The sequence below is a fragment of the Deltaproteobacteria bacterium genome (genome assembly GCA_016709225.1).
In the GTDB taxonomy this organism is placed as follows: domain Bacteria; phylum Myxococcota_A; class Polyangia; order Nannocystales; family Nannocystaceae; genus Xiheibacterium; species Xiheibacterium phototrophicum.
On the sequence record JADJEE010000002.1, the window covers coordinates 2,069,483 to 2,095,963 of the forward strand.

Here is a 26,481-nt window from a genome sequence, read left to right on the forward strand (position 1 = left end):
CATGGCCCATCCACGCACCGAGGAGCGCTCCCTCTTCGACGGGCCGATCATCCGCGCGGCGCTGCTCGACAGCCTGCGCAAGCTGTCGCCGGTGTACCTCGCCCGCAACCCGGTGATGTTCGTGGTCGAGGTCGGCTCAGTCGTGACGACGCTGGTGCTGGTCCGCGACGCACTGCTGCGTCCGGCCGCGATGGCGCCGCTTTGGTTCACCGGCGGCGTGACGCTGTGGCTGTGGTTCACCGTGCTCTTCGCCAACTTCGCCGAGGCCGTCGCCGAGGGCCGCGGCAAAGCCCAGGCCGCGGCACTGCGGCGCGTGCGACAGGACACCACCGCGCGGCGGTGGGCGGACGGCGTCGAGACCTCGGTGCCGGCCGCTTCGCTGCGCAAGGGCGACCACGTGATCGTCGAGGCCGGCGGTGTCATCCCCGGCGACGGCGAGATCGTCGAGGGCATCGCCTCGGTCGACGAGTCGGCGATCACCGGCGAGTCGGCGCCGGTGATCCGCGAGCGCGGCGGCGACCGCTCGGCGGTCACCGGCGGGACCACCGTGCTCTCGGACCGCATCATCGTGCGCATCACCGCCGAGCCCGGCGCGAGCTTCCTCGATCGCATGATCGCCCTGGTCGAGGGCGCCGCCCGCAGCAAGACGCCCAACGAGCTGGCGTTGCACATCCTCCTGGTCGGCCTGACCCTGGTGTTCCTCATCGCCTGCGTCACGCTGGTCCCGTTCGCGCTCTACTCGGGCATGCAGCTGTCGATCACGGTGGTGATCGCCCTGCTGGTCTGCCTCATCCCCACGACCATCGGCGGGCTGCTGTCGGCGATCGGCATCGCGGGCATGGACCGCCTGCTGCAGAAGAACGTCCTGGCCATGAGCGGTCGCGCCGTCGAGGCGGCGGGCGACGTCGACACGCTGCTGCTCGACAAGACCGGCACGATCACCCTGGGCAATCGGATGGCCACCGCGCTGCTGCCGGCGCCCGGCGTCGCGACCAGCGAGCTCGCCGAGGCCGCGCACCTGGCGAGCCTCGCCGACGAGACCCCCGAGGGCCGCTCGATCGTCGCGTTCGTGCGCGACGGCGTCGGCTCGCGCGGTGGCGAGCCCGATCCCGACGCGGTGTTCGTGCCCTTCTCCGCCGAGACCCGCATGAGCGGCGTGGATCTCGGACCGCGGCTGGTCCGCAAAGGGGCCGTGGACGCGGTGGTCGCCCACGTCCGCGATCGCGGCGGCGCCGTGCCGACCGAGCTGCTCGCCGCGGCGGGGAGGATCGGCGACGGTGGTGGCACGCCGCTGGCCGTCAGCGACGGCGCGCGCCTGCTCGGGCTGGTCCACCTCGAGGACATGGTCAAGGAGGGGATCGCCGAGCGCTTCGCCCGCTTCCGCGCGATGGGCATCCGCACCGTGATGATCACCGGCGACAACCCGCGCACCGCGGCCGCGATCGCCGAGCAGGCCGGCGTCGACGACTTCGTCGCAGAGGCCACGCCCGAGAAGAAGCTCGACTTCATCCGCCGCGAGCAGGCCGGCGGCAAGCTGGTCGCGATGACGGGCGACGGCACCAACGACGCCCCCGCGCTCGCGCAGGCCGACGTCGGCGTGGCCATGAACACGGGCACCCAGGCGGCGAAGGAGGCCGGCAACATGGTCGACCTCGACTCCAACCCGACCAAGCTGCTCGAGGTGGTCGAGGTCGGCAAGCAGCTGCTGATGACGCGGGGCTCGCTCACGACGTTCTCGATCGCCAACGACGTCGCCAAGTACTTCGCGATCCTGCCGGCGATCTTCGCCACCGCCTACCTCGAGATCGAGCCGCTCGACGTGATGGACCTGCACTCGACCTACACTGCGATCCTCGCCGCGGTGATCTTCAACGCGCTGGTGATCATCGGCCTGATCCCGCTGGCCCTGCGTGGGGTCCGCTATCGCCCCATGGGAGCCGCCGCGTTGCTGCGGCGCGCGCTGCTGATCTACGGCGTCGGCGGCGTCGTGGTCCCGTTCGTCGGCATCAAGATCATCGACGAAGCCCTCGCCACCCTGGGCTTCGCGTGATCCCGCGAGGAACCCGAGAGAGGAACCCGATCATGTCGAGTGAAGTCATCATCGCGCTGCGCATGGGGCTGGTGACCGCGGTGCTCACCGGACTCGTCTATCCCCTCGGCGTGACGGCCATCGCCCAGACGGCGTTCCACGACGCTGCCGTGGGCAGCTTCGTCGTCGACGAGCGCGCCGCGGTGGTCGGCTCGACGCTCATCGGCCAGACGTTCACCCATCCCGGCTATCTGCACGGACGACCATCGGCCGCGGGCGCCGGCTACGACGCGACCGCGTCGGGCGGCTCGAACCTGGGGCCGACGTCGCAGGCGCTGCGCGAGCGGGTCGCCGAGACCGCCGCGCAGCTCGTCGCCGCGAATCCCGACGCGCCAGGTCCGGTGCCCGCCGAGCTGGTGCTCGCGTCGGCGAGCGGTCTCGATCCCCACCTCTCGCCCGACGCCGCGCTGTGGCAGGCACCGAGGATCGCCACAGCGCGCGGGATCGACGTCGCACGCGTGCGCGCGATCGTCGAGGCCGGCATCGAGGGCCGCGTGCTCGGTGTGCTCGGTGAGCCGAGGGTCAACGTGCTGTCGATCAACCTCGCGCTCGATCGCCAGTTCGGCGCCCCCGCTCGTCCCAGTCGCCTTGCCCCCAGTCGCCCCGCCGCGGAACCACGGTGACCGACCGAACCCAGGGCGAGCACGTCGGCCGTGCTACGCTGCGCCCGCCCGCGCGGGATCCGATGGCCGTCGATCGCAAGCGCCCCGAGGATTTCCTCGAGCTGGTCGAGCGAGCCAAGCGCGGGCGACTCAAGCTCTACCTGGGCTTCGCGGCGGGCGTGGGCAAGACCTACCGCATGCTCGAGGAGGCCCACACCCTCGCGGCACGCGGGGTGGACGTCGTGCTCGGCTACATCGAGACCCACGGTCGCGCCGAGACGGCGGCGCTGGCCCAGGGGCTCGAGGCGGTGCCGCGGCGGCGGGTCGAGTACCGCGGTGTCGCGATCGAAGAGATGGACCTCGACGCAGTCGTGGCCCGACGCCCGCACGTGGCCGTCGTCGACGAGGTCGCGCACAGCAACGTGCCCGGCAGTCGCCACCGCAAGCGTTATCAGGACGTGCTCGAGCTGTGCGACGCCGGGATCAACGTCATCTGTGCGTTCAACGTCCAGCACCTCGAGTCGCTCAAGGACATGGTCGAACGCACGACCGGCGTGATCATCCGCGAGACCGTGCCCGACACGTTCGTGCGTGAGGCCGACCAGGTGGTGACGCTCGATCTGGCGGTCGAGGACCTGCTCGAGCGGCTGAGCCTGGGCAAGATCTACGGCCCCGACCGCGTCGAGTGGGCGCGGCAGCACTTCTTCCGCGAGGAGAACCTGACGACGCTGCGCGAGCTGGTGCTGCGCGAGGTCGCCGAGAGCGTCGAGCGCACCGCGGCGCCCGGGCAGCGCACCGGCGTCGGTGCAACCCGGCCGAGCGCCGGCAAGGTCATGGTCTGCATGTCGTCCTACTCGCGCGCCGCCCCGGCGCTGCTGCGCCGCGGCTCGCGGATGGCGGGTCGACTGTCGAGCGACTGGTACGTCGTCTACGTCGAGACCCCGGACGAGGCCCCCGCGCGGATCGACGCCACACGCCAGCGTCATCTACACCAGAACATCGAGCTCGCGCGCGAGCTCGGGGCCGAGGTCGTACGCCTCAAGGGCCGCGATCCCGTGACCAGCCTCCTCGACTTCGCGCGATCGCACGGGGTCGGCCACCTCGTCGTCGGTCGATCGCGACAGTCGCCGTGGCGACGCTGGCTCGGCCTCGACACCGCCCATCGCTTGATCGAGGCCACCGTCGACATCGATCTGCACCTGGTTCCCCTGCAGGAGCGCGAGACCCGATGACGCTGCGCATCAAGCTCTTGCTGGCCCAGCTCCCGCTGGCGCTCGCGCTGGTGGTGGTCGGGTTGATCTCGGCCTCGAGCGTGGACGCACTGGCCGAGACCTCTGCGCGGATCCTCCGCGACAACTACCGCAGCGTGTTGGCGGCGCAGCGCATGAAGGAGTCCGCCGAGCGCATGGATAGCGCGGCGCTGTTCCGGGTCTCGGGCTCGCCCGAACGCGCGGATGCCCTGATCGCGACCCATCGTCCGACGCTCGAGGCCGAGCTCGTGGCGCAGGAGCAGAACGTGACCGAGCCGGGCGAGGACGGGGCGACCGCGCGCCTGCGACGCGCGTGGGTCGACTATCAGGCCGCCTACGATGCGTTCGGGGCGCAGCCGCGCGCCGAGATCTACTTCGAGGCGCTCGAGCCCCGCTTCGCGGTGCTCAAGGACGCTGCGGACGAGATCCTCGCCCTCAACCAGGACGCGATGGTCCGCAAGAGCGAGGCGGCCCGAGAGACGGCCGACGAGTCCGAGGCAGTGGTCGCGTGGTCGTCGATCGGCGCGTTGGTGCTGGGACTGCTCGCGTCGAGCACGATCACCACGCGACTGCTGCGGCCGCTCGACAACCTCAGCCTGGTGGCCCGTCGGCTCGGCGAGGGCGATCTGTCGGTGCGCGCGAACCTCATGGGGCGCGACGAGATCGCGGCCGTCGCCGCCGAGTTCAACCAGATGGCGACGCGGCTCGAGGCGTTCCGCAAGAGTTCGCTGGGCGAGCTCCTGCAGGCTCAACTCTCCGCCCAAGCCGCGATCGACAGCCTCCCCGATCCGGTCGTCGTGTTCGGCACCGAGGGTCGCGTGCTCGCCTCGAACGCCGGCGCCGACAGCCTGCTCGAGCTCGACGCCGCGGTGTCGCTGGGCGACGCCCTCGGGTTGGCCGAGCCGGGCCTGCGTGCACGCCTGCAGGCCGCCCGCGATCACGTGCTCGCGGGCAAGGGGCCCTACCTCCCGCAGGGATTCGAGGACGCGGTCGCGGTCAGCTCGTCCGAGGGCGAGCGATGGTTCCTGCCCCGGGCGTCGCCGCTGTACGGAACCGATGCCGGCGTCACCGGTGCCACGGTCATCGTGCAGGACGTCACGCGGCTGCGTCGCTTCGACGAGCTGCGCAACGACCTCATGGCCACGGTCGCCCACGAGCTGCGCACGCCGCTGACCTCGCTGCGGATGGCGATCCATCTGTGCGTCGAGGGGGCGGCCGGTGAGCTCGGCGAGAAGCAGCTCGATCTGCTCGGTGCGGCCCGCGACGACTGCGAGCGGCTCCAGGGCATCGTCGACGATCTGCTCGACCTCACGCGACTGCAGGCCGGCAAGGTCGAGCTCGAGCGCGAGCCGCTGGCACCCGCTGCGCTCGTCGAGCAGGCCATCGAGTCGCATCGCGTCGATGCCGAGCGTCGCGGGGTGCGGCTCGAGGCCCGCATCACCCCGTCACTCGAGCCGGTCGCCGTCGATCGCACGCGCATCGGGCTCGTGCTCGACAACTTGGTCGGCAACGCGTTGCGCTACGCGCCCGCGGGCAGCGCGATCACCATCGCTGCGGAGCCGGAGGGTGAGGCGGTCCGCTTCTCGGTGACCGACGAGGGACCCGGCGTGCCAGCGGCCTACGCGTCGCGCGTGTTCGATCGCTTCTTTCGCGTGCCCGGCGACACCGCGTCCGGCGCGGGCTTGGGCCTGTCGATCGCCCGCGAGGTCGTCGAGGCCCACGGCGGACGCATCGCGGTCGTGGCCGACCCGCCTGGACGCGGTGCGAGCTTCTGTTTCACCATCGGGCACCTCGTGCCCGACACCCGCGCGACATGAACCTGGTCGAACTGCTCCCGCAAGATGCGGCCATCGTCGAGCTCGTGGGCGACGACATCCCCACGGTGTTCGCCGAGCTCTGCGCGCCGATGGCTCGGACCACCGGCATCGCTGCGCACGAGCTGGTCGCCGCGCTGCGCGAGCGCGAGGCGCTGGCGTCGACGGCGATCGGGCACGGCCTCGCGATCCCCCACGGCGTGCACCCGCAGCTGGCGCGAATCGTCGGAGCACTCGGCCGTTCGCGGGCCGGGGTGTCGATGGGTGCGCCCGACGGCGCGCGCGTGCACCTGTTCGTCGCGCTGATCCGCCCGCCCGATTGGAGCCATGCCCACCTGAAGGCGCTCGCCCGGGTCAGCGGGATGCTCGCCCACGCACCGACCCGCGAGGCCTTGATGGGTGCGAAGGATGCGGCGGACATCCACGCGATCCTGCGGCGCGAGGGGCCGGGCGGCGCCTGACGAGCGCCCGCGCCTCGCCGGGTCACGGCCGTGCCGGTCACCCGCCCTCGTAGCGCTTCTTCTTCCGCCACAGCGTCGACGCGTCGATGCCCAGGATCCGCGCCGCCTCGTCCTGCGTCGCGACCCGGGCCAGCACGCGCTCGATGTGCTCGCGCTCGATCACATCGAGGGTGTGATCGCCCCCCAGCCGCACCGCGTGTGTGACGTGGGCCGCGATCGCATCCGGCAGCGCCTCGATGCCGAGCCGCGGATTGGGCCACAGGATCACCGCGCGCTCCATCGCGTTGCGGAGCTCGCGGAGGTTGCCCGGCCAGCGGTGGCCGAGCACGGCGGCGAGCGCCGCCTCCGACAGCTCGGGCGCGGGGCGGCCTGCCGCGCGGGCGAAGAACGCCAGGAACCGACGCGCGAGCCGGGCGATGTCCTCGGGGCGCTCGCGCAGCGGCGGGACCACCACCTCGATCACGTTGAGGCGGAACAGCAGGTCCTCGCGGAAGCGGCCCTCGGCCACATCTTTGGCGAGATCGCGGTTGGTCGCCGCGAGCACGCGGACGTCGGCGCGACGGGTACGATTCTCGCCGACGCGCTCGAACTGCTTGTCCTGCAGGAACCGCAGCAGCTTGGCCTGCAGGCCGATCGAGATCTCGCCGATCTCGTCGAGGAAGATCGTGCCGCCCTCCGCCGACTCGACGCGGCCAGCCTGATCACGCACCGCACCGGTGAACGCGCCGCGGGCATGGCCGAACAGCTCGCTGGCGAGCAGGTCGTCCGACAGCGTCGGGCAGTTCACGGTCACGAACGGCTGGGCCTGCCGCAAGCTCTGGGCGTGGACCGCCCGCGCCAGCACACCCTTGCCGGTGCCGCTCTCGCCGCGCAGCAGGATGGTCGCGTCCGAGGCCGCCGCCCGGCGCACGGTGTCGAGCACCGCGCGCATGGCCGGCGCGTCGGTGTCGAGGTCGGCCTCGGGCACCTCCGCGGCGATCACCCGCTCGAGGTCGGCAAGCTTGCGATCGACTGCGCGTCGCGCCGCAATCTGCTCGACGACATGACGGATCTGCGCCGGCGTGAACGGCTTGGGCAGGTAGTCGACCGCGCCGCGCTTGATCGCCTCGACCGCGGTGTCGAAGGTCGCGTACGCGGTGATGACCACCACCCTCAGGCTCGCCTGCGCGGCGAGCAGCGTCGGGAGCACGTCGAGGCCGTTCTCGTCGCCCAGGCGGAGGTCGAGGAACGCTGCGTCGTAGTGGTCCCGCTCGAGCGCAGCGAGGGCGGCCGCACCGGTGCCCACCGCGGTGACGCGACCGCCGGCCTGCTCGAGGCACAGTGCCAGCGTCGCGCGAATGTTCTTCTCGTCGTCGACGACGAGTACCGAGAGCCCGGGTCTCGCGGCGACGTCGAGGGACGGGGGGACCGAGGACGACGGCATGACGTGGCGACTGTGCCACGCAGCGGCACGGCCCGCCGCTGCGCGCTGCGATCGCGCGGGAGCCAGCGCCGCTTTGCGGTTCGACGCGCCGGCTCGACGGCAACGCGTTCTGCCGCGTGTGCGGTGGTCCAGCTCCGGACCTCGGCTGCGACGGGACCGTCTACAACATCCCCGTCGGGATCCTCGACGACGATCCTGGCCTGCGCGTCGGCGATCACATCTTCATCGAGTCGAAAACACCATGGGCCGTCATCGGCGACGACGGGACGCCGCGCCACGTTGGCCTCGGGCCGCCGCGGCCGCTCGAACGCGTAGGTGCCGGGGGCAAGCGCGGCACCGTCGTCCGGCGCGCCCTGCCACGTGAAGCCGCAGGTCGCGCCACATCGCCTCGCACGACCGGCCCCCAACCGCCCCGACCCGGTCGTTCCCCACGCTCCGCTTCCCGCTTCGAACCCCTTGAGCGCCGGGGTGCAGCCGAACAGCACGAGCGGCGCGCTGGTCGTGCATGGCGCGCGCGCCGCAGCGGAGCGGCTTCATCTCGAACCCATCTTGTAGCTCGGCGTGCTAGGCCTGGTTCGGCCCGCTCGTACGCTCGTGCAATCACGAGCACGCGACGAGACATATCCCCCGGCGGAAGCGCGACCCGACGCTCCGCCAGGATCTCCGTCATGACTCGATCGATCGCAGCCCTCGTGCTCCTCACCGGATGCAGCCTCGATGAACCCGTCGATGGAGCCCCCGCCGCGTCCATCGCCTCGCTGCCGAGTCCGACGCCCGACGGCCTCACCGCCGACGAGCTCAGCCGCATGGACGTCCGCGGGACGGCCTCGTCCATCGCGATGATCTCGGCGGACGTGCAGAAGCTGAGCCCGGAGGAGCAGATGCAGGCCGCCGAGTCGCTGCGCATCCTGTCGGTGAACGATCCCTACACCCGCAGCGCGATGCAGCTCCCCTTCGCCCTACACTCGGTGGTGACGGGCATTGCCCCCGAGCGCCTCGACCCGCTCGTCCAGAGCGACTGGCGCTACCTTCAGCAAGGGCTCGCTGCTCATGTGGCGGTGCTCGAAGTCCTGGGCGTCGATCTGCCGGAGCCCGCCCTCGGGGACCAGCTCCACGGCCGAGCGCAGGGGCTGATGGTGAGCCGCGACATCCTGCTGGCCACGGATGACCCGGTCGGCGTGACGGCTGCGCTGATCCATGAGCTCCCAGTGCTGGCCGCCCAGGTCGATGAGCCCTCGATGGAGCTCATCAACCACCACAGTGACCGGGTAGAGCGGGTCACCGGTGTCGGTCGCCCGTGTCCACGCGGACCCTGGGCCACGCTCCCGGGCCACCCCTGGACCCTCGGCATGCAGATCGGCGGCTGGCACGATGCTCTGCGACGCGTGGAGCCCTTCGTACAGGATCCCGCCGTGAAGCTGCAGATCGACGCCATGATCGAGGTCCTCGACGAGTACGCCCGAGCGAGCCTCGCCTGAAGCGCGCGCGCTCGAGGGCTTCGAAGCAGGAAGCGGAGCGTCGGGCGCGTGATGAGGACGACCTAACAATCGTGCTCGCGAGCGACGATTACGCGCTGTCGACGACCGCACGGGCAACGGTGCCGGCGGCGGTTCGCTCGGTTCCCGCCGCCGACGTTCGCAGGCGCCGAAGAAGACGTCTGATCAGCGATCGCAGCGCTTCGCCACGAACGCGAGAGACCGTCGGCGCCGTAGTCGGTGTTCGCGGTGGCGTCATCGCCGGCATCGACGCACGACCAGTTCTGCGAGAGGCCAGCAAGCCGCGACGCGCGAGCGCGAGGAATCCCAGGCGCGCCACGATGCGATCGTCGGGCATGCCCGCGGCCGCACTGCGGGCCGGCTTCTCCGGCACCGCGAGCGCGACGGCCACGCCCTCAGGGGCTTCGGTGGATCCGATGCAGTGACCTCCGGCGGTCGCCTTGGCTGCCGCTCGTCGAGCGGTTCTTCGGAGGCCTCGCTCGCCGGACGCGCTCGCGATCGATGCCGCCGCCTACGGCCACTCGAAGTTGCGCAGACGCTCGCGCAGCTCGGTCTTCTTGAACTTGCCCGCCGACGTACGAGGGATCTCCTCGACCACGACGAACGCATCGGGCAGCCAGTACTTGGGGAACCGCGGTGCGAGGAACTCGCGCAGCGCGTCGTCGGTGGGGGACTTGCCGGCCCGCGGCACGATCACTGCGACCGGGCGCTCGCTCCACCGCGGGTGGGGCACGCCGACCACCGCGGCTTCGCGGATCTCCGGGTGGCACATCAACGCGTTCTCGAGCTCGGCCGATGCGATCCACTCGCCACCGGACTTGATGAGATCGGCCATGCGATCGGTGAGCTGGACGAAGCCGTGCGCGTCGACGTGTGCGACATCGCCGGTGCGAAACCAGCCGTCGGCGGTCCAGCGATCGGGCACGTCGATGCCGGCGTAGCGCGCGGTGACCCACGGCCCGCGCACCTGCACCTCGCCGCTGGTGCGACCGTCCTGCGGCACGACGCCCGCGTCGTTGCACACCCGCACGCGCACGAGCGGCGGCGGCGTGCCCTGCTTGGCGCGCAGCTCCAGCTGCAGCGCCTCGGGGGCATCGGCGAGGTGTGGCGGCACGCGCGAGACCAGCCCCAGCGGTGAGGTCTCGGTCATGCCCCAGGCGTGGATGAGTCGCAGGCCATGGCGATCGAAGTCGCGGATGAGCTGCTGCGGCGCCGCCGAGCCGCCGACGACCATGCGCACGCCCTCGCGCAACGGCCAGCGCCCGGGCTCGGCCTCGAGCGCGTCGCGGATGCCGAGCCAGATCGTCGGCACACCCGCTGCGATCGTCACGCCCTCGTCGCGCATCAGGTCGAGCACGCTGGCGGCGTCGAGGTGCGGTCCCGGGAACACCAGCTTGGCGCCCACCATGGTCGCGGTGTACGGCAGGCCCCACGCGTTGACGTGGAACATCGGCACCACCGGCAGCAGCACGTCGGCCCGCGAGAGCCCGAAGCAATCCGGCAGCGCGCTGACCAGCGAGTGCAGCATCGTCGAGCGGTGGGTGTAGACCACGCCCTTGGGCTTGCCGGTGGTGCCGCTGGTGTAGCAGCAGCCGCTGGCGTCGTGCTCGGCCAGCTGCGGCAGCTTGCACGACGGATCGGCAGCCGCCAGCCACGCCTCGTAGGCGACCGCGCCCGGTGGCAGCTCGCCCTCACCCACGACGATCACGCGCTCGAACGCGACCTTGTCGGCGAACTTCGCGAACAGCGGCAACAGCACGGCATCGACGATCAGCGTGCGCGCGCCGCCGTCGGCGGCGATGAAGGCGATCTCGTCGGGATGCAGCCGGAGGTTGAGCGTGTGCACCACCGCGCCCGCCAGCGGGATGCCGAGGTAGGCCTCGAGGTGCTCGGCGTGGTTCCACATGAGCGTCGCGACGCACTCGCCCTTGCGCACGCCCGCGGCGACGAGCGCCGCAGCGAGCCGACGCGCACGGTCCACCACCGCCCGGTAGGTCGTTCGCGACACACTGCGATCCGGGCGGCGCGACACCACCTCGATCGCTGCATACTGCTCGGCCGCGCGCTCGACGAGCTGATCGAGCGTCAGCGGCAACCCCATCATCGTGCCGTCCATCCCGACATCGTAGCGAATCGCACGGCCACGCGGTGCGCCCTGGCAGCACGGCCGCCCGTCGGTTACCGTCGACGCCGACGTGGGCGGACCCCGACCTCGATGACGCCGGAACGCGGACCGGCCTGGTGGCACTGGGACCTTCGCAGCGACCAGTGGCACAACTCACCGGCGATCGTCGAGCTGCTCGGCGATCCCACCTCCAGCGCGTGGGAGCGCGCCGAGTACCTGGCGCGGATCCACCCCGAGGATCGCAGCGCGGTCGAACAGGCCTGGGCCAAGCTGGCCGACGGCTCGCTCGCGCAGTGGGCAGGCCACTACCGCATGTGTGGACACGACGGCAGGGTGGTGGCCTTGCACGACTTCGCGCTGCTGCTGCGCGACGACCACGGCCCGCGCCAGGTGTTCGGCAGCGTCAGCGCGCACGCGTTGGAGCACCGCAGCCAGCAGCCGCAGCGACAGCTCAGCGAGGGCGAGTTCCGCACCTTCGTCGACTCGATCCCCGCGCTCGCATGGACGGCGCGGCCCGACGGCTGGATCGACTTCTACAACCGGCGTTGGTTCGACTACACCGGCACCACCTTCGAGTCGCAGCAGGGCTGGGGCTGGGTGGTCGTGCACGATCCCGACGATCTGCCGCGCGTGCTGCGACTGTTCCGCGAGTCCCTGACCACGGGCCAGCCGTGGGAGGACGAGGTCCAGCTGCGACGCGCCTCCGACGGTGCGCTGCGCTGGCACCTCTCGCGGATGATGCCGGTTCGCGACGAGCAGGGCCGGCTCGTGCGGTGGTTCGGCACCAACACCGACGTGCACGACCAGAAGCTCGCGCTCGCGGAGCACACCCGCCTGCTGGCGGCGGAGCACCGCGCGCGCCAGGTCGCAGAGGCCAGCAACCGCGCCAAGGACGAGTTCCTCGCGGTGGTGTCGCACGAGCTGCGCACGCCGCTGAACGCGATCCTCGGCTGGGCGCAGCTGATGAGCAGCGACCCCACCGCCGACGTGCCACGATGGCGCGACGCCATCGCCCGCATCGAGCGCAACGCGCTGCAGCAGGCGCGGCTCATCGAGGACCTGCTCGAGGTCTCACGCATCATCGCCGGCAAGCTCTCGATCGAGCGGGTACCAGTCGACTTCGCAGCGGCGGTCCGCGCGGCGCTGGGTGACCATCGCCTCGAGGCCGAGCGCCGCGGCCTCACCCTACAGCTCCTCGGGCTCACGCAGGTGCCACCGGTCGCCGGCGACGCTTCGCGCCTGCAGCAGATCGTCGGCAACCTGCTCGGCAACGCCATCAAGTTCAGCCACGACAACGGCACCATCGAGGTCACGCTCGGCTGCGACGGCGAGCAGGTGGCGCTGGAGATCCGCGACCACGGCGTCGGGCTCACGCCCGAGCTGGCCGAGCACCTGTTCGAGCGCTTCTGGCAGGCCGATCGCAGCAACACCCGCAAGCGCGGCGGGCTCGGCCTGGGGCTCGCGATCGCGCATCACCTCGTGCAGCTGCACGGCGGCACGATCACCGCACACAGCGACGGGCCCGGCACCGGTGCTCGCTTCGCCGTCACGCTGCCGCTGTCGCCCGAGCCGGTGGTGCAGCCGAGCGTGTCGGAGCCGCCGGCGGCGGCGCCATCGCTCGCGGGCCTGCGCGTGCTCGCCGTGGACGACGAGGGCAGCGCACGCGAGGTCATCGCGGCGGTGCTGCTCAGCTGCGGCGCCACCGTGACGGTCGCTGCATCGGCCGCGGAGGCCCTGCGCGCACTCCAACGCGAGAGCCCCGACGTCATCGTGTCTGATCTCGCGATGCCGGAGATCGATGGCTTCGCGCTACTAGGCTGTGTCCGGTTTCCCCGAAACCGTCAAATTCTTGGGCGGATCGGGGATCCGTGATCCAAGGGGGCATGACCACGACGGGCATGCCTCGCCACCGCCTTACCGACGCGCAGTGGGAGCTGATCGGGGACCTGTTCCCGACGAACAACTTCAAGACCGGTCGGCGGCCGCGGGATCGTCGTCTCATGCTCGACGCGATCTTCTGGGTGTTGCGAACTGGGGCTCCGTGGCGAGACCTACCGGAGTGCTTCGGCCCATGGTCGACCGCCTGGGACTTCTTCGACAAGTGGACGAAGGACGAGACGTTCGACCGCGTACTTCGGCGATTGCGGAGCATCGCCGTCCCGCACGACGCGGACCCCTCCGAGTTGTGGTGCATCGACGGGACATCGATTCGAGCTGCGCGCTGCAGCAGCGGCGGGGGGAAAAAGATCCGATCCGCAGGAGCCAGCGGATCACGCTCTGGGGGCGCTCCGCGGGGCTGGGGCACGAAGATCCACATCCTGTGTGACGTTGAGGGCCACCCACTCCACTTCGAGCTCAGCGCCGGACAAGCCCACGACGGACCGATGCTCGCGCCGGTCCTTCAAGGTGCTGACGAAGCACTGCATGATGATCGAGGTGTCGTCATGGAGTGGCCGTTGGCACTCGCAGGCGACAAGGGCTACCGCGCGGAGTGGATCGATAGGTATCTCCTCGCCCTGGGGATCACACCGGTGATCCCCACGAAGCACAACGAGACTCGAGCGCTGCGCCCGGTCGCCTTCAACAAGCGCCTCTACAGGCGCCGCAGCATCGTCGAGTGCCTCATCGGCTGGCTCAAGGAGTCGCGACGCGTGGTGACCCGCTTCGAGAAGACCGCCATCAACTTCGGCGGGATGGTCCGGCTTGCCTTCATCCACCGCTATCTACGCATCTTCGGGGCTTGATGGGAAACCGGACACAGCCTAGTCGCGATTCGGGCGCTGCCCGATCCACGCCGGGCCTCGACGCCCGTGATCGCATTCTCGGCCCACGGAGGCCGCGAGGACGAGGCCCGCTCGCTGGCCGCTGGCTTCGCGCGACACGTGGCGAAGCCGATACGTCCGGCCGTGCTCGCGCGGGCAATCCTCGAGACCGCCCGCGCACGCATCGTCGAAGGTGAGTGACGCGGAGATCGCCGGCCCCGACACGAACGGCCGGCGCGACGGCCATCGTGTCAGACCTCGAGCAGCAAGCGCTCGGGCCGCTCGATGCACTGCTTGATCCGCACCAGGAACTGCACCGCTTCGCGACCATCGAGCAGGCGATGATCGTAGCTGAGCGCGAGGTACATGATGGGCCGGATCTCGACCTTGCCGTCGATCGCGACCGGGCGCTCGACGATGTTGTGCAGGCCGAGGATGCCGGTCTGCGGCGGATTGAGGATCGGCGTCGACAGCATCGAGCCGTAGACCCCGCCGTTGCTGATGGTGAAAGTTCCCCCGGTGAGCTCGTCGAGCGTGAGCTTGTTGGCCCGCGCGCGCTCACCGTAGGCGGTGATGGTCTGCTCGACCGCCGCGAAGCTGAGCTTGTCGGCCTCGCGGATGACCGGCACCACCAGCCCCTTGCCGCCACCGACGGCGACGCCGATGTCGTAGTAGTACTTGTAGACCACGTCGTCGCCGTCGATCTCGGAGTTCACCATGGGGAACTCGCGCAGCGCCTCGATCGCGGCCTTGACGAAGAACGACATGAAGCCGAGCCGCACGCCGTGCTTCTTCTCGAACGACTCCTTGTACCGCGCGCGCAGCTCCATCACCGCGGACATGTCGACCTCGTTGAAGGTCGTCAGGATCGCGTAGTTGTTCTGCGACTCGACCAGGCGCTCGGCGACGCGCCGCCGCAGCGGTGACATCGGCTTGCGTTCCTCGCGTTCGCCCTGCGCGCGCGCGCGCGGCGGGGTCGGCATCGGTGTCGACTTGGCGGCGGCGGGCGCAGGCGCGGGGGCGGCCGCTGGGGCCGGGGCCGCGCCGGCGCGCACGACATCGTCCTTGGTGATACGACCGCCGCGTCCGGTGCCAGGCACCGCGCTCAGGTCGATGCCGCGATCGGCGGCCTCGAGCCGCGCCGACGGACCGGCCGGCGTGTCGCTCGAGGCGCGTGCTGCTGGGACCGCCGGGGCCGTCGCGGGGGCTGGCGGCGCCGCGGCGGCGGAAGTCGGCTTGCTGCTGCCATTGCTGCCGGCGCTGGGCTTGGCCGCGTCGTCGATCTCGCCGACGGTCTGACCCACGCCGACGGTGGCACCGACGGCGACGTTCTGCCGCGAGAGCACGCCCGCGCTGGGCGCTGGCACCTCCACCGTGATCTTGTCGGTCTCGACCTCGACCACCGGCTCGTCGGCGCGCACGAACTCGCCCTCGGTCTTCAGCCAACGCGCGATCACACCTTCGGTGACCGACTCGCCCATCTGGGGGATACGGATCTCAATCGTCATCGTTCGAACGTCCTGGAGCGGGGGAGGCGTAGGCCTCGTCGAGGAACATCTTGATCTCGAGCTCGTGGCTCTCGAGCGAGCCGGTCGCCGGGCTGGCGCTCTCGGCACGTCCGGCGTAGTGGAGCGTCACGCCGGGATGGCGCGCCCCCACGAGATGGCCGAGCCAGTTGCGCATGAACGGCCACGCGCCCATGTTGTGCGGCTCTTCTTGCGCCCACACGAAGTCGCGGGCGGCGTGATGGCGCTCGAGCACCGCCGTCGCGGCGGCGGCCGGGAACGGGTACAGCTGCTCGATGCGCACGATCGCGACGTCGTCACGGCCGCGCTCTGCGCGAGCGGCCACGAGGTCGTAGTAGACCTTGCCGCTGCAGAAGATCACGCGCCGCACCTTGGCCGGATCGGCAGAGGTGTCGTCGATCACGCGCTGGAACTCGCCGCGCTCGATGTCCGCCAGCGGCGAGAACGACTGCCGCGTGCGCAGCAGACTCTTGGGCGACATGATGACCAGCGGCTTGCGCCAACGTCGGAGCGTCTGCCGTCGCAGCACGTGGAACATCTGCGCCGGCGTGGTGAGGTTGCAGACCTGCATGTTGTCCTCGGCGGCCAGCTGCAGGAAGCGCTCGAGCCGTGCGCTCGAGTGCTCGGGCCCCTGCCCTTCGAAGCCGTGCGGCAGCAGCAGCACCAGGCCCGAGAGCCGGTTCCACTTGTCCTCCGAGCTCGACAGGAACTGATCGATGATGACCTGCGCACCGTTGCAGAAGTCGCCGAACTGCGCCTCCCAGATCACCAGCGTGTCGGGTGCCGCGAGGCTGTAGCCGAACTCGAAGCCCATCACCGCGAACTCCGACAGCGGCGAGTTGCACACCTCGAGTCGGCCCTGGTACGGCGAGATGTGGCGCAGCGGGAAGTAGCGCTCCTCGGTCTCGTTGTCGACGTAGCCGATGTGGCGATGCGTGAAGGTGCCGCGCATGCAGTCCTGGCCCGACAGCCGCACGTGGTAGCCCTGCATCAGCAGGCCGCCGTAGGCGAGGTGCTCGGCCATCGCCCAGCTGATCGGCGCCTCACCCTTGGCCATCTCGCCGAGCTCGGCGACGAAGCGGGTCAGCTTGGGATGCAAGGTGAAGTCGCGGGGCACGGTCGTGATCGCGTGGCCGATGCGCTCGATGGTCTCGCGATCGATCGCGGTCGGCACCTCGTGCGTGGGCGACTCCGGGCCGCCGGCGTAGTTCTGCCACACGCCGTGCATGGGCGAGCGCAGCGGCTGCGGCCCCACGCGCTTGATCTCGGCCAACGCGTGCTCGAACTCCTCGCGGAAGCCGTCGGCGAGCTCGTCGCAGTCGCGCTTGGTGACGGTGCCGCGATCGATGAGGCGCTGCTGGTACAGCTCGAGCACCGGCTTGCGCTGCGAGATGAGGTCGTACATGCGCGGCTGCGTGAACGTGGGCTCGTCACCCTCGTTGTGGCCATAGCGGCGGTAGCACACAAGGTTGATGATGACGTCGCGGGCAAACCGCTGACGGAACTCGATCGCGAGCTTGGCGACGTAGGCGGCGGCCTCGGGGTCGTCGCCGTTGACGTGGAACACCGGCACGTTGAGCATGTCGGCGACCGCGGTCGGATACATCGTCGAGCGCCCCTCTTCGGGGTTGGTCGTGAAGCCGATCTGGTTGTTGATGACGATGCGGATGGTGCCGGCGTTGCCGTAGCCCGGCAGGCGCCCGAGGTTGAGCGTCTCGCCGACCACGCCCTGGCCCATGAACGCGGCGTCGCCGTGCAGCGTCACGCCGAGCACCGCGTTCTTCCGATCAGGGGTGCGGCGGTCCTGGCTGGCGCGCACACGACCCGCGATGACCGGTGTGATGGCCTCGAGGTGGCTGGGGTTGAACGCCAACGCCAGGTACATCGCCTTGCCGGCGCGGGTGATGTAGTCGCGCCACGAACCCAGGTGGTACTTCACGTCGCCCGAGCCGAGCGTCTCGAGCGGGTCCTCGCCGCCGGCGAAGCGCGAGAACACCTGCGCCGGTGAGGCCCCGAGCAGGGTCATCAACACCGACAGGCGGCCGCGGTGGGCCATGCCGAAGATGACCTCCTCCACGCCGAGCAGGCCGGCGTCCTCGACCAGCGTGTCGAGCAGCGAGATGACACTCTCGGCGCCATCGATCGAGAAGCGCTTGGCGCCGATGAACTTGGTGTGCAGGAAGCGATCGGCGGCGTCGGCCCGGGTCAGCGCGCGCAGCAGGTGCAGCTGATCCTTCTGCGACGGGATGACCTGGTTCTCGCAGACCTCCATGCGATCGCACAGCCAGTTGCGCTGCTCGATGTCGTTGATCTGCCAGTACTCGACCCCGATCCCGCGGGTGTACGTGTTCTGCAGACGCGCGAGGATCTCGGCGAGCGTGGCCTGGTGACGCCCGGGGAACAGCGTGCCGGGATCGAGCTTGCGCTGCAGGTGCTGCGGACCGAGCCCGAAGTACGCCAGGTCGAGCGCGTCGGTGATCTCGCGGCGCGGGCGACCCAGCGGATCGATCTGCGCGCGCATGTGCCCGATCAAGCGGTAGTGCTCGATGAGTCGGTCGACGGCGGACTGCACGGCGATCTGCTCGGCGCGGTCGGCTTCGCTCCCGCTGCCGATGTGCGAGGTCGCGCGCGCATGCCCGTTGCTGCGCTCGCGGCCCACGCGTTCGATGAGTGCTCGCCACTCCGGATCGACCGACGCAGGATCGCGCTCGAAGTCCTCGTACAGCGACTCGAGGAACGGAAGGTTGTGGCTCGACAGGGAACGCTCGATGTCCATCGTCTTGCTCGGGCCGCGCGAGCTCGCCTTCGGAATGGCGGCGATGCGCGGCGTTCGCGGTTCGTCGCTCGCGCGGGCGCCAAGGATAGCCCACCCGCGCGTCCCAAAGCAGCACGGGGTCGCCGACCACGAGCGCATGCGCACGCCCACGCACGCACGTAGCGGTTGGTGGGCCATCCTTCGCCTGGTAGGGTCCGATCGTGAGCGCTGCAGACTCCGGCAACGCGACGCCGCCGCTTGCAGCCGACGACGCCGAGCGGCGCGGACAGCTCTCGGCGCGGGTTGCCGCCACGGTGCTGGCGTCGCGCGAGTCCTGGACCCGCCGCATGTTCGAGCTGGGCACGCAGCTGCGCGCGTCGCAGCCGCTGCCGGTGTTCGACCTCTCGCTCGGCAACCCGAGCCTCGAGCCGCCGAAGGTCTGGCGCGAGGCGGTGCTCGCGGAGCTGGAGAACGAGCCGGAGGGGCGCCACCGCTACATGACCAACGCGGGGTTCCCCGAGGTGCGCGCGTTCGTGGCGGCCCGCGAGGGCGCGCGCTACGGGCTCGAGTTCACCGTCGAGCACGTCACGATGACCGTCGGTGCCGCGGGGGCGCTCAACGTGCTCGCGCAGGCGATGCTCGATCCCGGCGACGAGGTCGTGGCGCCGGCGCCGTACTTCTCGGAGTACGAGCAGTACTGCGCCACCGTCGGCGCACGGCTGGTGCCGGCCGCCACCGGGCGCGACTTCTCGCTCGACGCGGGCGCCATCGCCAACGCCATCGGCCCGCGCACGCGGTGGGTGCTGCTCGACTCACCCAACAACCCCACCGGGGCGATCTACGGCGACGACGAGCTCGACGCGCTCGCGGCGGTACTGAACCGGGCCAACCGCGATCGGACCCGCCCCATCGTCGTGGTCGAGGACGCGCCCTATCGCGATCTCGTGTACGACGGTGGTGCGGTGCCGTCGATGCTCACGCGCTACCCCCACGTGGTGTTCGCCACCAGCCACTCGAAGGACCTCGGCTTGGCCGGCGAGCGCATCGGCTACCTGCTCATCTCGCCGCACATGTTCGGTCGCGCATCGCTGCAACGCGCCGCGGCCTACTGCACGCGCATCCTCGGCTTCGTCAACGCGCCGGCGCTCATGCAGCGCACGCTGCCGCGGGTGCTGTCGCATCCGGCCGGACGCGTCGATGTCTCGATCTACGCGCGCAACGCTCGGCGCATGGCCAGCGCGCTCGTGGAGATCGGCTTCACGTTGCCCGAGCCCCGGGCGGGCTTCTTCCTGTTCCCGCGCCTGCCCGAGCGCCTGCGCGACGCCCACGGCGGTGACATCGCATTGACCGAGCGTCTGGTCGCCGAGCGCACGCTGGTGGTCCCGGGCACCGCCTTCGGCACGCCCGGCTACCTGCGGCTGTCGATGGCGGTCGACGACCCGACCGTCGACGGCGCGATCGCAGCCTTCGCCCGCGCATGCGGGTAGCAGTCCGGCGATTTTCCCCAGCAACCGCAGGCGGCCGCGGGCAACTTCGGTTGATTTTCGAGCGCCGCGCGGACGTAGACGCAGCTGCCCCCCACGAGGCGAGAGGCAGCCGCGACCGTGACGCAACCCGAGATCCTGACCCATCGCAACGGCTCCAAGTGGGTGATCGCGGACGACCTCTTCTCGCTCGAGCGCCCCGGCGTCCGCGACGAGCTGGGTCGCCGCATCGGCGTGCCGGTGATGGGCTTCGGATCGGCGGTGCCATCACAGTCGTCGCCCGGCCCCGGCACGAACTATCAGATCTTCATGACCGGCTTCAGCCAGGACCCGGCCAACACCGAGGCGATGCGCCGGGTGCTGCGGGCCCACGGCAACAACTCGCCCGAGCTCACCAGCGACGCGTACGTGCGCGGGCAGTTCGCCCACCTCATCTACACCGAGCAGGTGCGCGTGGCCGAGATGACCACGCCGCGTGACGACATCGAGGGCAAGGTCTTCGACGCGATCCAGCGCTCGTACAAGTACATGCCGGCGGCGATCGCCGATCGCCTGCGCGAGCTCATCACGCCGACCGCGATCGGGTTGTTCTGCGCGACGCTTGCGATCTACGCGGCCGCTCACTTCTTCGGGGTCGGCTTCATCGTCGACCTCGTGCTCGCTGGCATCGCGGTGGCGGCGATCGGCACCGCGGCCGTCACGGCATTTCTGCAGCTGATCGAGTTCTACAACCTCGCGAAGGTCGCCAACACCGAGGCGCAGCGGGAGCAGGCCGCGCGCATGTTCGCCGAGGTGGTGCTGACGCTGGGGGTCAGCGCGACCGCGGCGATCCTGATGCGACGCCCGCTCACGCAGAGCAGCCGCGCCGAGATGGAGGCGATGATCAGCCGTCGCTTGGCACCCGCGGGCGGCGACGCGGCCTCGGTCGCGGCCCGCGCCCGCGGTGTGGTGGGCCCGATGGGCGACAACATCTTCATCGGACCGGTCGCGAACATGCCCGGTCGGGCGCTCAACCTCACCGAGGACAACGCCTTCGTCATCGCGAACAACTGGGACGACGCGTTCTTCGTGGCCGCCCACGCCACCGAGAGTTCGCGAGTCTTCTGGGCCACCGCGAACATGTCGCGGGTACTCGAGATCCGCGCGGTCGCGATCGCCATGTGGCGCGCCGGCTATCGCGGCGGCGACGTGGTGCTGGTCGCGTGCGAGTCGGGCCTCAACCGCGGCCTGGTCACCTCGCTGTACCGCGAGCTGAGCAAGCTGGGCCTCGATCGGCCGGTCGGTGCCATCTTCGCGCCACGTCGCGCCCTCATGGGCAACGAGACACTGTCGGAGAAGCTGGCTTGGGAGACGTTCTCGTTCAACTGACGACCGTGCGCTCGCGCTCGCGTGCGAGCCGCTGACGAACGCGGCTTGCAGCGGGGCGCTGGTGCCGTAGAGTCGCCGCGGTGTTCCGGCAGCTCCGCGACCGCTTCGACGATCTGCGCTCGAGCCTGTGGTTCATCCCGGCACTGGTGGTGATCGCGTGCGTGGGGCTTGCGGCCGGCATGATCGAGCTCGAGGACGGCCGTCACGCCCTGGCGGACGGCTGGCCGCGACTGTTCGGTGCCGGGGCCGAGGGCGCCCGCGCGCTGCTGTCGACCATCGCCGGCTCGATGATCACCGTCGCCGGCGTCAGCTTCTCGATCACGGTCGTCGCGCTGACCCTGGCCTCGAGCCAGTACACCTCGCGCGTGCTCGGCAACTTCATGCGCGACCGGCCCAACCAGTGGGTGCTCGGCGTGTTCGTGGGCGTGTTCGGCTATTGCCTGGTGGTGCTGCGATCGATCCGCAGCGGCGACGAGGGCAGCTTCGTGCCCGCGCTCGCAGTGTTCGTGGGCTTGGCGCTCGCGTTCGTGGCGATCGGGTTCCTCATCTTCTTCATCCACCACATCGCCGACTCGATCCAGGCTGCGAGCATCATCGCCGCCACGGCCCGCGACACCATCACGGTGATCGACGAGAGCTTCACGGTGCGCCTGGGCGACCCCAGCGACCGTTCGCAGCCGGTTGCGCCCGACGTGACGGCGTGGCACCCCGTGGCCGCCACCGCCGACGGCTACGTGCAGCGCGTGGACCTCGACGCGCTGCTCGAGCTGGCGCGCCGACACGGCCGGGTCATCCGGATGCTGCGCGGGGTCGGCGAGTTCGCGACGCGCGGTGAGCCGCTGGTCGAGCTGGGCCCGGTCGCCCCCGACGACGCGCTGCGCGACGGGGTATGCGACGCCTTTGCGATCGCCAAGCGCCGTACGCTCTCGCAGGACCCCGGCTTCGGCATCCGCCAGCTGGTCGACGTCGCGTTGAAGGCGTTGTCCCCCGGCGTCAACGACACCACCACCGCCGTCTCGTGCGTCGACTTCCTCGGGGCCATCCTCGCCCACGCGATCGATCGCCGCATCGCCGAGCCGGCGCGGTGGCACGGTGGCGAGCTGCGGCTGCTGCCGCGCGGCGCGACCTTCGAGTTGTGGGTGGCCGAGGCGTTCGATCAGATCCGCCAGAGTGCCGGCGGCAACGTGGCCGTGCTGCGCCGGCAACTCGAGGTGCTCACGCTGCTGCTGGGGCGCACGCGCGAACCGGAGCGCCGCGACGCGCTCACGCTGCAGGTGCACCGCGTGGCCGAGTGCTCGACCCGCACGGTGCCGGCCGCCCACGATCGCGAGCGGCTCGACGCCGCGCGCGACGAGGCCCTGCGCAGCACTCGGGCCTGAAGTCCCCGCGCCCGCCGTGACTGCGCTGGCGCGAGTTCGTCGGGGCTCGCGACTACTTGCGTCGCAGCGCGCGATCGACCTGGGCGATCGCCCGCGCATACCCGGCCGCGCGGCGGTGGGCCGTGCGCAGCGCCGCGTACTCGGTCGCGTGCGATGCCTTGGCGGCCTTGGCCTTGGCGAGCGCCGCGGTCGTCGTCGTCAGCTCGCGGATCGCCGACTTGAGCGCGCGACGGGTCTCCCCGCTGGGCGACTTCCGGGCGCGCCGCGAGGCCACCTTCTTGCGCTTCACCAGCGCGCCCTTGCGCTTGGCCAGGCGCTTCACGGCCACCGCGAGCTTCTTGCCGTCACGCAGGCGCACCGCGACCGCCTTCTGTCCGGCGGCTGCCGCCAGCTCCAGCCGCTCCAGTGCCGTCGCGAGGTGCTTCTCCACGAACTCACTCTTCGCAACCGATCGTCTTGCCTTCGCCATGAATCATGATACCCGCGCAAGCCGCTGCGCACGGTCGCAATCGTACGTCGCGATCGCATTTCGTCGTCGCGTGGAGGCCTGCACGCGGCGGGTTTGCATGCTGCAACACATGCAGAACACGTGATCGCGTCGCGAACGGCCGGCATCGGCGGCGACGATCTCGGGATGCGTCGGGGAGCAACGCGTGCCGTCCGAGGGCCCTCGCGGTTTGCGTACCGGGGCGCACGAGGGGTTTGGCGCGGCTCGCCGACTCGGGTACCGTGGAATCGTGGGCGTGGCGACGATCTTCCGTGGTTCGATCCTGCGACGCGAGCTCGTGATCGCGGCCGCGTGGGTCGCTTCGACCTCCGCGGCGTGCTACCGCGGCATCGACGGCGACCGCGGGGCCAACGACGGGCTCGCATCGGATACCTCCGGCGTGACCGCCGGGGGTGAGGGCGGTAGCACCGGCGGCGACGAGCCGCCGACCGGCGCGGTGCTGCCGGCTCCGCCGACGATCCATCGCCTCACCCAGCCCCAGCTCCACAACAGCTACCTCGCGCTGCTCGGCGAGCCGCTCGCGCTGCCCGCCGAGCTGCCGACCGACGATCTGCTCTACGGCTTCACGTCGATCTCCGCCGCCGGCGCGACCATCTCGTCGCTCGACGCCGAGAAGTACGAAGCCGCTGCGTATGCGGTGCTCGATCAGGTGTGGGCCGATCCCGTGCGACGCGCCGCGCTGATCGGCTGCGAGCCCACGAGCGCCGACGACCCGTGCATCGCGAGCTTCCTCGAGACCTTCGCAACTCGGGCCTGGCGGCGACCGGTGACCACGGCCGAGCGCGACGCGCTGGCGGGCCTGGCCGCCTCGATCGCGGCCGACCTCGCCGACGTCGCCGCCGGCATCGAGTTCGCCGCCGCGGCGGTGCTGCAATCGCCCCACTTCCTGTTCCGCATCGAGATCGGCGAGCCCGTGCCGGGTCGCCCCGAGCTGCTGCGCTACACCAGCTGGGAGATGGCCAGTCGGCTGTCGTACCTGCTGCACGAGGGCCCGCCCGACGACGAGCTGCTCGAGCTGGCCGCATCCGGAGCGCTGCTCGACCTCGACACCGTCGAGCAGCAAGCGATGCGCCTGCTCGAGGACGATCGCGCGCGACCGGCCCTGGTCGGGTTCTTCCGCGACTTCATGAACATCCGCAAGCTCGACCAGCTCGACCGCAGCGTCGAGCTGTTCCCGCAGATGAGCGCGACCATGGGTCCGTCGATGCGGGTCGAGCTCGAGCGCATGTTCGAGACCACGGTGTTCGACGGCTCGGGCGACTTCCGCGAGCTGTTCACCACGCCATCGACCTTCGTCAACGAGGACCTCGCGAAGGTCTACGGCATCGAGGGCATCGTCGGGCCCGAGCTGCAGGCGTACTCGCACCCCGAGGGCACGCCGCGCGCGGGCATCCTGACCACCGCCGGCTTCCTCGCCGTCAACGCCAACAAGACCCAGACCTCGCCGACCCACCGCGGCCGCTTCGTGCGGATCCAGCTGCTGTGCCAGGACGTGCCGCCACCACCGGCGGGCGTCGACACCACGCTGCCCGAGCCCGACCCCACCCAACCACCGCAGACCCTGCGACAGCGGCTCGAGGTCCATCGCACCCAGGCCGCATGCAAGGGTTGTCACGAGCTGATGGATCCGATCGGGTTCGCACTCGAGAACTACGACGCCATCGGAGCCCACCGCGTGACCGACGAGCTGAACCTGCCGATCGACGCGGCCACCGAAGTCGACGGCACGCCGGTCGATGGCCCGCTCGAGATGGCAGCGTTCGTCGCCGAGCTGCCGGCGGCGGGCGCCTGCATCGCCAGGCGCTTCTACGAGCACGGCGGCGCGCACCTGGCCGGCGACGACGAAGAAGACGCCGTGCAGGCGGTGATCGAGGCCTTCGTGACCAGCGAGTACGACTTCAAGGCGCTGGTGGTCGCGCTCGTGACCAACGACGGCTTCCGCTATGCGAGCGTGGAGGAGGGCACATGAGCCGCAACGACGACCGACGCGAACGCAGCCGTCGCGCCGAGCAGGGCGATCGCAGCACCTACCTCGACCTGCGTGGTCGACTCGCGAGCGCAGGGCCGATGCCGCGGCGCATGTTCCTGCGCGGCGTCGGTGGTGCCGTGGTCGGCCTGCCGATCCTCGGCATCATGCTCAACGACCACGGTGACGCGTTCGCGGCCGGCGAGTCGATCCCGACCCGCTTCGGGCTGTGGTTCACCGGCAACGGCATGCACATGGGCCAGTTCACGCCCTCGGTCGGGCCCGACTGGCAGCCGCCGGTCGACGGCTCGTTGACCTCGCTGGTGCCGCTCAAGGAGTACGTGAGCGTGGTGACGGGCATGTCGGTGCTCACGCCGCGCCATCCCCATCACTCGGGCATGTCGGCGGTGTGCTCGGGCGGGCCGCACCTCAAGGTCGCCGACGTCCGCGACACCATCGTGTCGACCATGAAGTACCCGTCGGTCGATCAGATCGCTGCGAATTACTTCATGGGCGATGGCACGCCGTCGCCGTACCGCTCGCTCGAGATCGCGGTCACGCGTTTTCGCGGCACCGACGAGGGCACCTCGTTCCAGTACCTCTCGCACAACGGCAGCGTCGCCGGCGAGACCAACGTGAACCCCTCGGAGGAGAGCCCGCACGCGTTCTGGGATCGCCTGTTCAATCAAGGCACCGCGGAGCCGCTGGTGCGCAAGGCCCGGGCGAGCGTGCTCGATGCCGTGGGCGAGCAGATCCACACCCTCGAGGGCAAGCTCGGCGCCAAGGACAAGCAGCGCCTCGATCAGCACCTGACCAGCATCAGCGAGCTCGAGACGCGGCTGTCGGCGCCGCTCGCCGATTGCCAGCAGCCCGCCGATCCCGGCGAGTTCCCCGACGTCGACTCCAACGAGGCCATCGTCGAGAAGAACCAGGTGATGAGCGACCTGATGGCGCTCGCGCTCGCGTGCGGCCTGACGCGGGCGTTCTCGGTGCAGTACTCGACCTGTGGCTCGGGCGCCGTGTTCTGGATGGTCGGCGCGACCGATGGCCACCACTACCTCAACCACACCGAGCCCTCGCCCTACACCACCGGCGCCGCGGTGGCGAAGTTCAACCTCGAGCAGCTCGCCTACTTCCTGCAGCGCCTGCGCGACACCGAGGAGGGCGCCGGCAACCTGCTCGAGCACAGCTCGATCCTCGTCTGCACCGAGCACGCCGAGGGCTGGACCCACTCGCAGGACGACATGCCCATGCTCATCTGCGGCAAGGGTGGCGGTCGCCTGCGCGGCAACGTCCACTTCCGCGGCGCCGGCGACAACACCACCCGCGCGCTGCTCACCGCCCTGCGAGGCGCCGGCCTGCCGCTGGCGGAGTTCGGCTACGAAGCGGGCTACACCAACGCACCGCTGGCCGAGCTCGAGGTGTGATCGCGGCGCTGACCGTTCGATCCAGACCCCTGGCACTCGTGGGTCG

The 26,481-nt window shown here is 70.6% G+C and carries 19 protein-coding genes; 14 read left to right on the forward strand and 5 right to left on the reverse strand.

The window, feature by feature from the left end:
- Window position 1 precedes the first annotated feature (1 nt).
- From kdpB to IPH07_22750, 5 genes are all read left to right on the forward strand, one after another.
- A complete protein-coding gene (gene kdpB / locus IPH07_22730; protein ID MBK6920234.1) occupies window positions 2–2,050 on the forward strand; it encodes a potassium-transporting ATPase subunit KdpB in 2,049 nt (682 codons plus the stop codon).
- 32 nt (window positions 2,051–2,082) lie between these two features.
- The gene (kdpC, locus tag IPH07_22735; protein MBK6920235.1) at window positions 2,083–2,712 is read left to right on the forward strand and encodes a potassium-transporting ATPase subunit KdpC; all 630 of its coding nucleotides are present in this window, start codon (window positions 2,083–2,085) and stop codon (window positions 2,710–2,712) included.
- Window positions 2,713–2,774: 62 nt separating this feature from the next.
- Entirely contained in the window at window positions 2,775–3,923 is a 1,149-nt protein-coding gene (locus tag IPH07_22740) for a universal stress protein (GenBank protein MBK6920236.1), read from the forward strand.
- Entirely contained in the window at window positions 3,920–5,758 is a 1,839-nt protein-coding gene (locus IPH07_22745) for a HAMP domain-containing protein (GenBank protein MBK6920237.1), read from the forward strand. The genes IPH07_22740 and IPH07_22745 overlap by 4 nt, the downstream gene beginning before the upstream one ends.
- A complete protein-coding gene (locus IPH07_22750; GenBank protein ID MBK6920238.1) occupies window positions 5,755–6,216 on the forward strand; it encodes a PTS sugar transporter subunit IIA in 462 nt (153 codons plus the stop codon). The genes IPH07_22745 and IPH07_22750 overlap by 4 nt, the downstream gene beginning before the upstream one ends.
- A gap of 37 nt (window positions 6,217–6,253) precedes the next feature.
- On the opposite strand, the gene IPH07_22755 is transcribed toward IPH07_22750, so the two are convergent.
- Complete coding sequence (locus IPH07_22755) at window positions 6,254–7,639, reverse strand: sigma-54-dependent Fis family transcriptional regulator (GenBank protein ID MBK6920239.1); 1,386 nt, start codon at window positions 7,637–7,639, stop codon at window positions 6,254–6,256.
- 668 nt (window positions 7,640–8,307) lie between these two features.
- On the opposite strand from IPH07_22755, the gene IPH07_22760 reads away from it, so the two are divergent.
- A complete protein-coding gene (locus IPH07_22760) occupies window positions 8,308–9,117 on the forward strand; it encodes a hypothetical protein (protein MBK6920240.1) in 810 nt (269 codons plus the stop codon).
- Between the two features lie 529 nt (window positions 9,118–9,646).
- Here the strand turns inward: IPH07_22760 and IPH07_22765 are convergent.
- A complete protein-coding gene (locus IPH07_22765) occupies window positions 9,647–11,251 on the reverse strand; it encodes a long-chain fatty acid--CoA ligase (protein MBK6920241.1) in 1,605 nt (534 codons plus the stop codon).
- Between the two features lie 99 nt (window positions 11,252–11,350).
- Between IPH07_22765 and IPH07_22770 the strand changes: the two genes are divergently transcribed.
- From IPH07_22770 to IPH07_22780, 3 genes are all read left to right on the forward strand, one after another.
- Window positions 11,351–13,132 carry a PAS domain-containing protein gene (locus IPH07_22770; GenBank protein ID MBK6920242.1) on the forward strand — a complete coding sequence of 594 codons (1,782 nt, stop codon included), beginning with the start codon at window positions 11,351–11,353 and terminating at the stop codon, window positions 13,130–13,132.
- Window positions 13,133–13,143: 11 nt separating this feature from the next.
- On the forward strand, window positions 13,144–14,004 hold the full coding sequence (locus IPH07_22775) for an IS5 family transposase (GenBank protein ID MBK6920243.1): 861 nt from the start codon (window positions 13,144–13,146) through the stop codon (window positions 14,002–14,004).
- A 66-nt stretch (window positions 14,005–14,070) separates the two neighbouring features.
- A complete protein-coding gene (locus IPH07_22780; protein ID MBK6920244.1) occupies window positions 14,071–14,223 on the forward strand; it encodes a hypothetical protein in 153 nt (50 codons plus the stop codon).
- Window positions 14,224–14,273: 50 nt separating this feature from the next.
- Here IPH07_22780 and odhB read toward each other — a convergent pair whose 3' ends face one another.
- Window positions 14,274–15,530: a 2-oxoglutarate dehydrogenase complex dihydrolipoyllysine-residue succinyltransferase gene (odhB, locus tag IPH07_22785; GenBank protein ID MBK6920245.1), complete on the reverse strand. Its 1,257-nt coding sequence runs from the start codon at window positions 15,528–15,530 to the stop codon at window positions 14,274–14,276.
- Entirely contained in the window at window positions 15,520–18,324 is a 2,805-nt protein-coding gene (locus tag IPH07_22790; GenBank protein MBK6920246.1) for a 2-oxoglutarate dehydrogenase E1 component, read from the reverse strand. The genes odhB and IPH07_22790 overlap by 11 nt, the downstream gene beginning before the upstream one ends.
- Window positions 18,325–18,524: 200 nt before the next feature.
- On the opposite strand from IPH07_22790, the gene IPH07_22795 reads away from it, so the two are divergent.
- The 3 genes from IPH07_22795 to IPH07_22805 all read left to right on the forward strand — a co-directional run bounded on the left by IPH07_22795 (window position 18,525) and on the right by IPH07_22805 (window position 22,534).
- The gene (locus IPH07_22795) at window positions 18,525–19,790 is read left to right on the forward strand and encodes a pyridoxal phosphate-dependent aminotransferase (protein MBK6920247.1); all 1,266 of its coding nucleotides are present in this window, start codon (window positions 18,525–18,527) and stop codon (window positions 19,788–19,790) included.
- Window positions 19,791–19,907: 117 nt separating this feature from the next.
- Window positions 19,908–21,155, forward strand: a complete 1,248-nt coding sequence (locus tag IPH07_22800; GenBank protein MBK6920248.1) for a hypothetical protein — start codon at window positions 19,908–19,910, stop codon at window positions 21,153–21,155.
- Window positions 21,156–21,235: 80 nt separating this feature from the next.
- Complete coding sequence (locus tag IPH07_22805; protein MBK6920249.1) at window positions 21,236–22,534, forward strand: DUF2254 domain-containing protein; 1,299 nt, start codon at window positions 21,236–21,238, stop codon at window positions 22,532–22,534.
- A 52-nt stretch (window positions 22,535–22,586) separates the two neighbouring features.
- Here the strand turns inward: IPH07_22805 and IPH07_22810 are convergent, their stop codons facing one another.
- Window positions 22,587–22,964 carry a hypothetical protein gene (locus IPH07_22810; GenBank protein MBK6920250.1) on the reverse strand — a complete coding sequence of 126 codons (378 nt, stop codon included), beginning with the start codon at window positions 22,962–22,964 and terminating at the stop codon, window positions 22,587–22,589.
- A gap of 313 nt (window positions 22,965–23,277) precedes the next feature.
- On the opposite strand from IPH07_22810, the gene IPH07_22815 reads away from it, so the two are divergent.
- Both IPH07_22815 and IPH07_22820 read left to right on the forward strand, forming a co-directional pair.
- Window positions 23,278–25,011 carry a DUF1592 domain-containing protein gene (locus tag IPH07_22815; GenBank protein MBK6920251.1) on the forward strand — a complete coding sequence of 578 codons (1,734 nt, stop codon included), beginning with the start codon at window positions 23,278–23,280 and terminating at the stop codon, window positions 25,009–25,011.
- Complete coding sequence (locus IPH07_22820) at window positions 25,008–26,435, forward strand: DUF1552 domain-containing protein (protein ID MBK6920252.1); 1,428 nt, start codon at window positions 25,008–25,010, stop codon at window positions 26,433–26,435. The genes IPH07_22815 and IPH07_22820 overlap by 4 nt, the downstream gene beginning before the upstream one ends.
- The last annotated feature ends 46 nt before the right edge of the window (window positions 26,436–26,481 follow it).

Coding starts and splice junctions, on each gene's coding strand:
- kdpB (MBK6920234.1), top strand. CDS start 2: ATGGCCCATCCACGCACCGAGGAGCGCTCCCTCTTCGACGGGCCGATC.
- kdpC (MBK6920235.1), top strand. CDS start 2,083: ATGTCGAGTGAAGTCATCATCGCGCTGCGCATGGGGCTGGTGACCGCG.
- IPH07_22740 (MBK6920236.1), top strand. CDS start 2,775: ATGGCCGTCGATCGCAAGCGCCCCGAGGATTTCCTCGAGCTGGTCGAG.
- IPH07_22745 (MBK6920237.1), top strand. CDS start 3,920: ATGACGCTGCGCATCAAGCTCTTGCTGGCCCAGCTCCCGCTGGCGCTC.
- IPH07_22750 (MBK6920238.1), top strand. CDS start 5,755: ATGAACCTGGTCGAACTGCTCCCGCAAGATGCGGCCATCGTCGAGCTC.
- IPH07_22755 (MBK6920239.1), bottom strand. CDS start 7,639: ATGCCGTCGTCCTCGGTCCCCCCGTCCCTCGACGTCGCCGCGAGACCC.
- IPH07_22760 (MBK6920240.1), top strand. CDS start 8,308: ATGACTCGATCGATCGCAGCCCTCGTGCTCCTCACCGGATGCAGCCTC.
- IPH07_22765 (MBK6920241.1), bottom strand. CDS start 11,251: ATGGACGGCACGATGATGGGGTTGCCGCTGACGCTCGATCAGCTCGTC.
- IPH07_22770 (MBK6920242.1), top strand. CDS start 11,351: ATGACGCCGGAACGCGGACCGGCCTGGTGGCACTGGGACCTTCGCAGC.
- IPH07_22775 (MBK6920243.1), top strand. CDS start 13,144: ATGACCACGACGGGCATGCCTCGCCACCGCCTTACCGACGCGCAGTGG.
- odhB (MBK6920245.1), bottom strand. CDS start 15,530: ATGACGATTGAGATCCGTATCCCCCAGATGGGCGAGTCGGTCACCGAA.
- IPH07_22790 (MBK6920246.1), bottom strand. CDS start 18,324: ATGGACATCGAGCGTTCCCTGTCGAGCCACAACCTTCCGTTCCTCGAG.
- IPH07_22820 (MBK6920252.1), top strand. CDS start 25,008: ATGAGCCGCAACGACGACCGACGCGAACGCAGCCGTCGCGCCGAGCAG.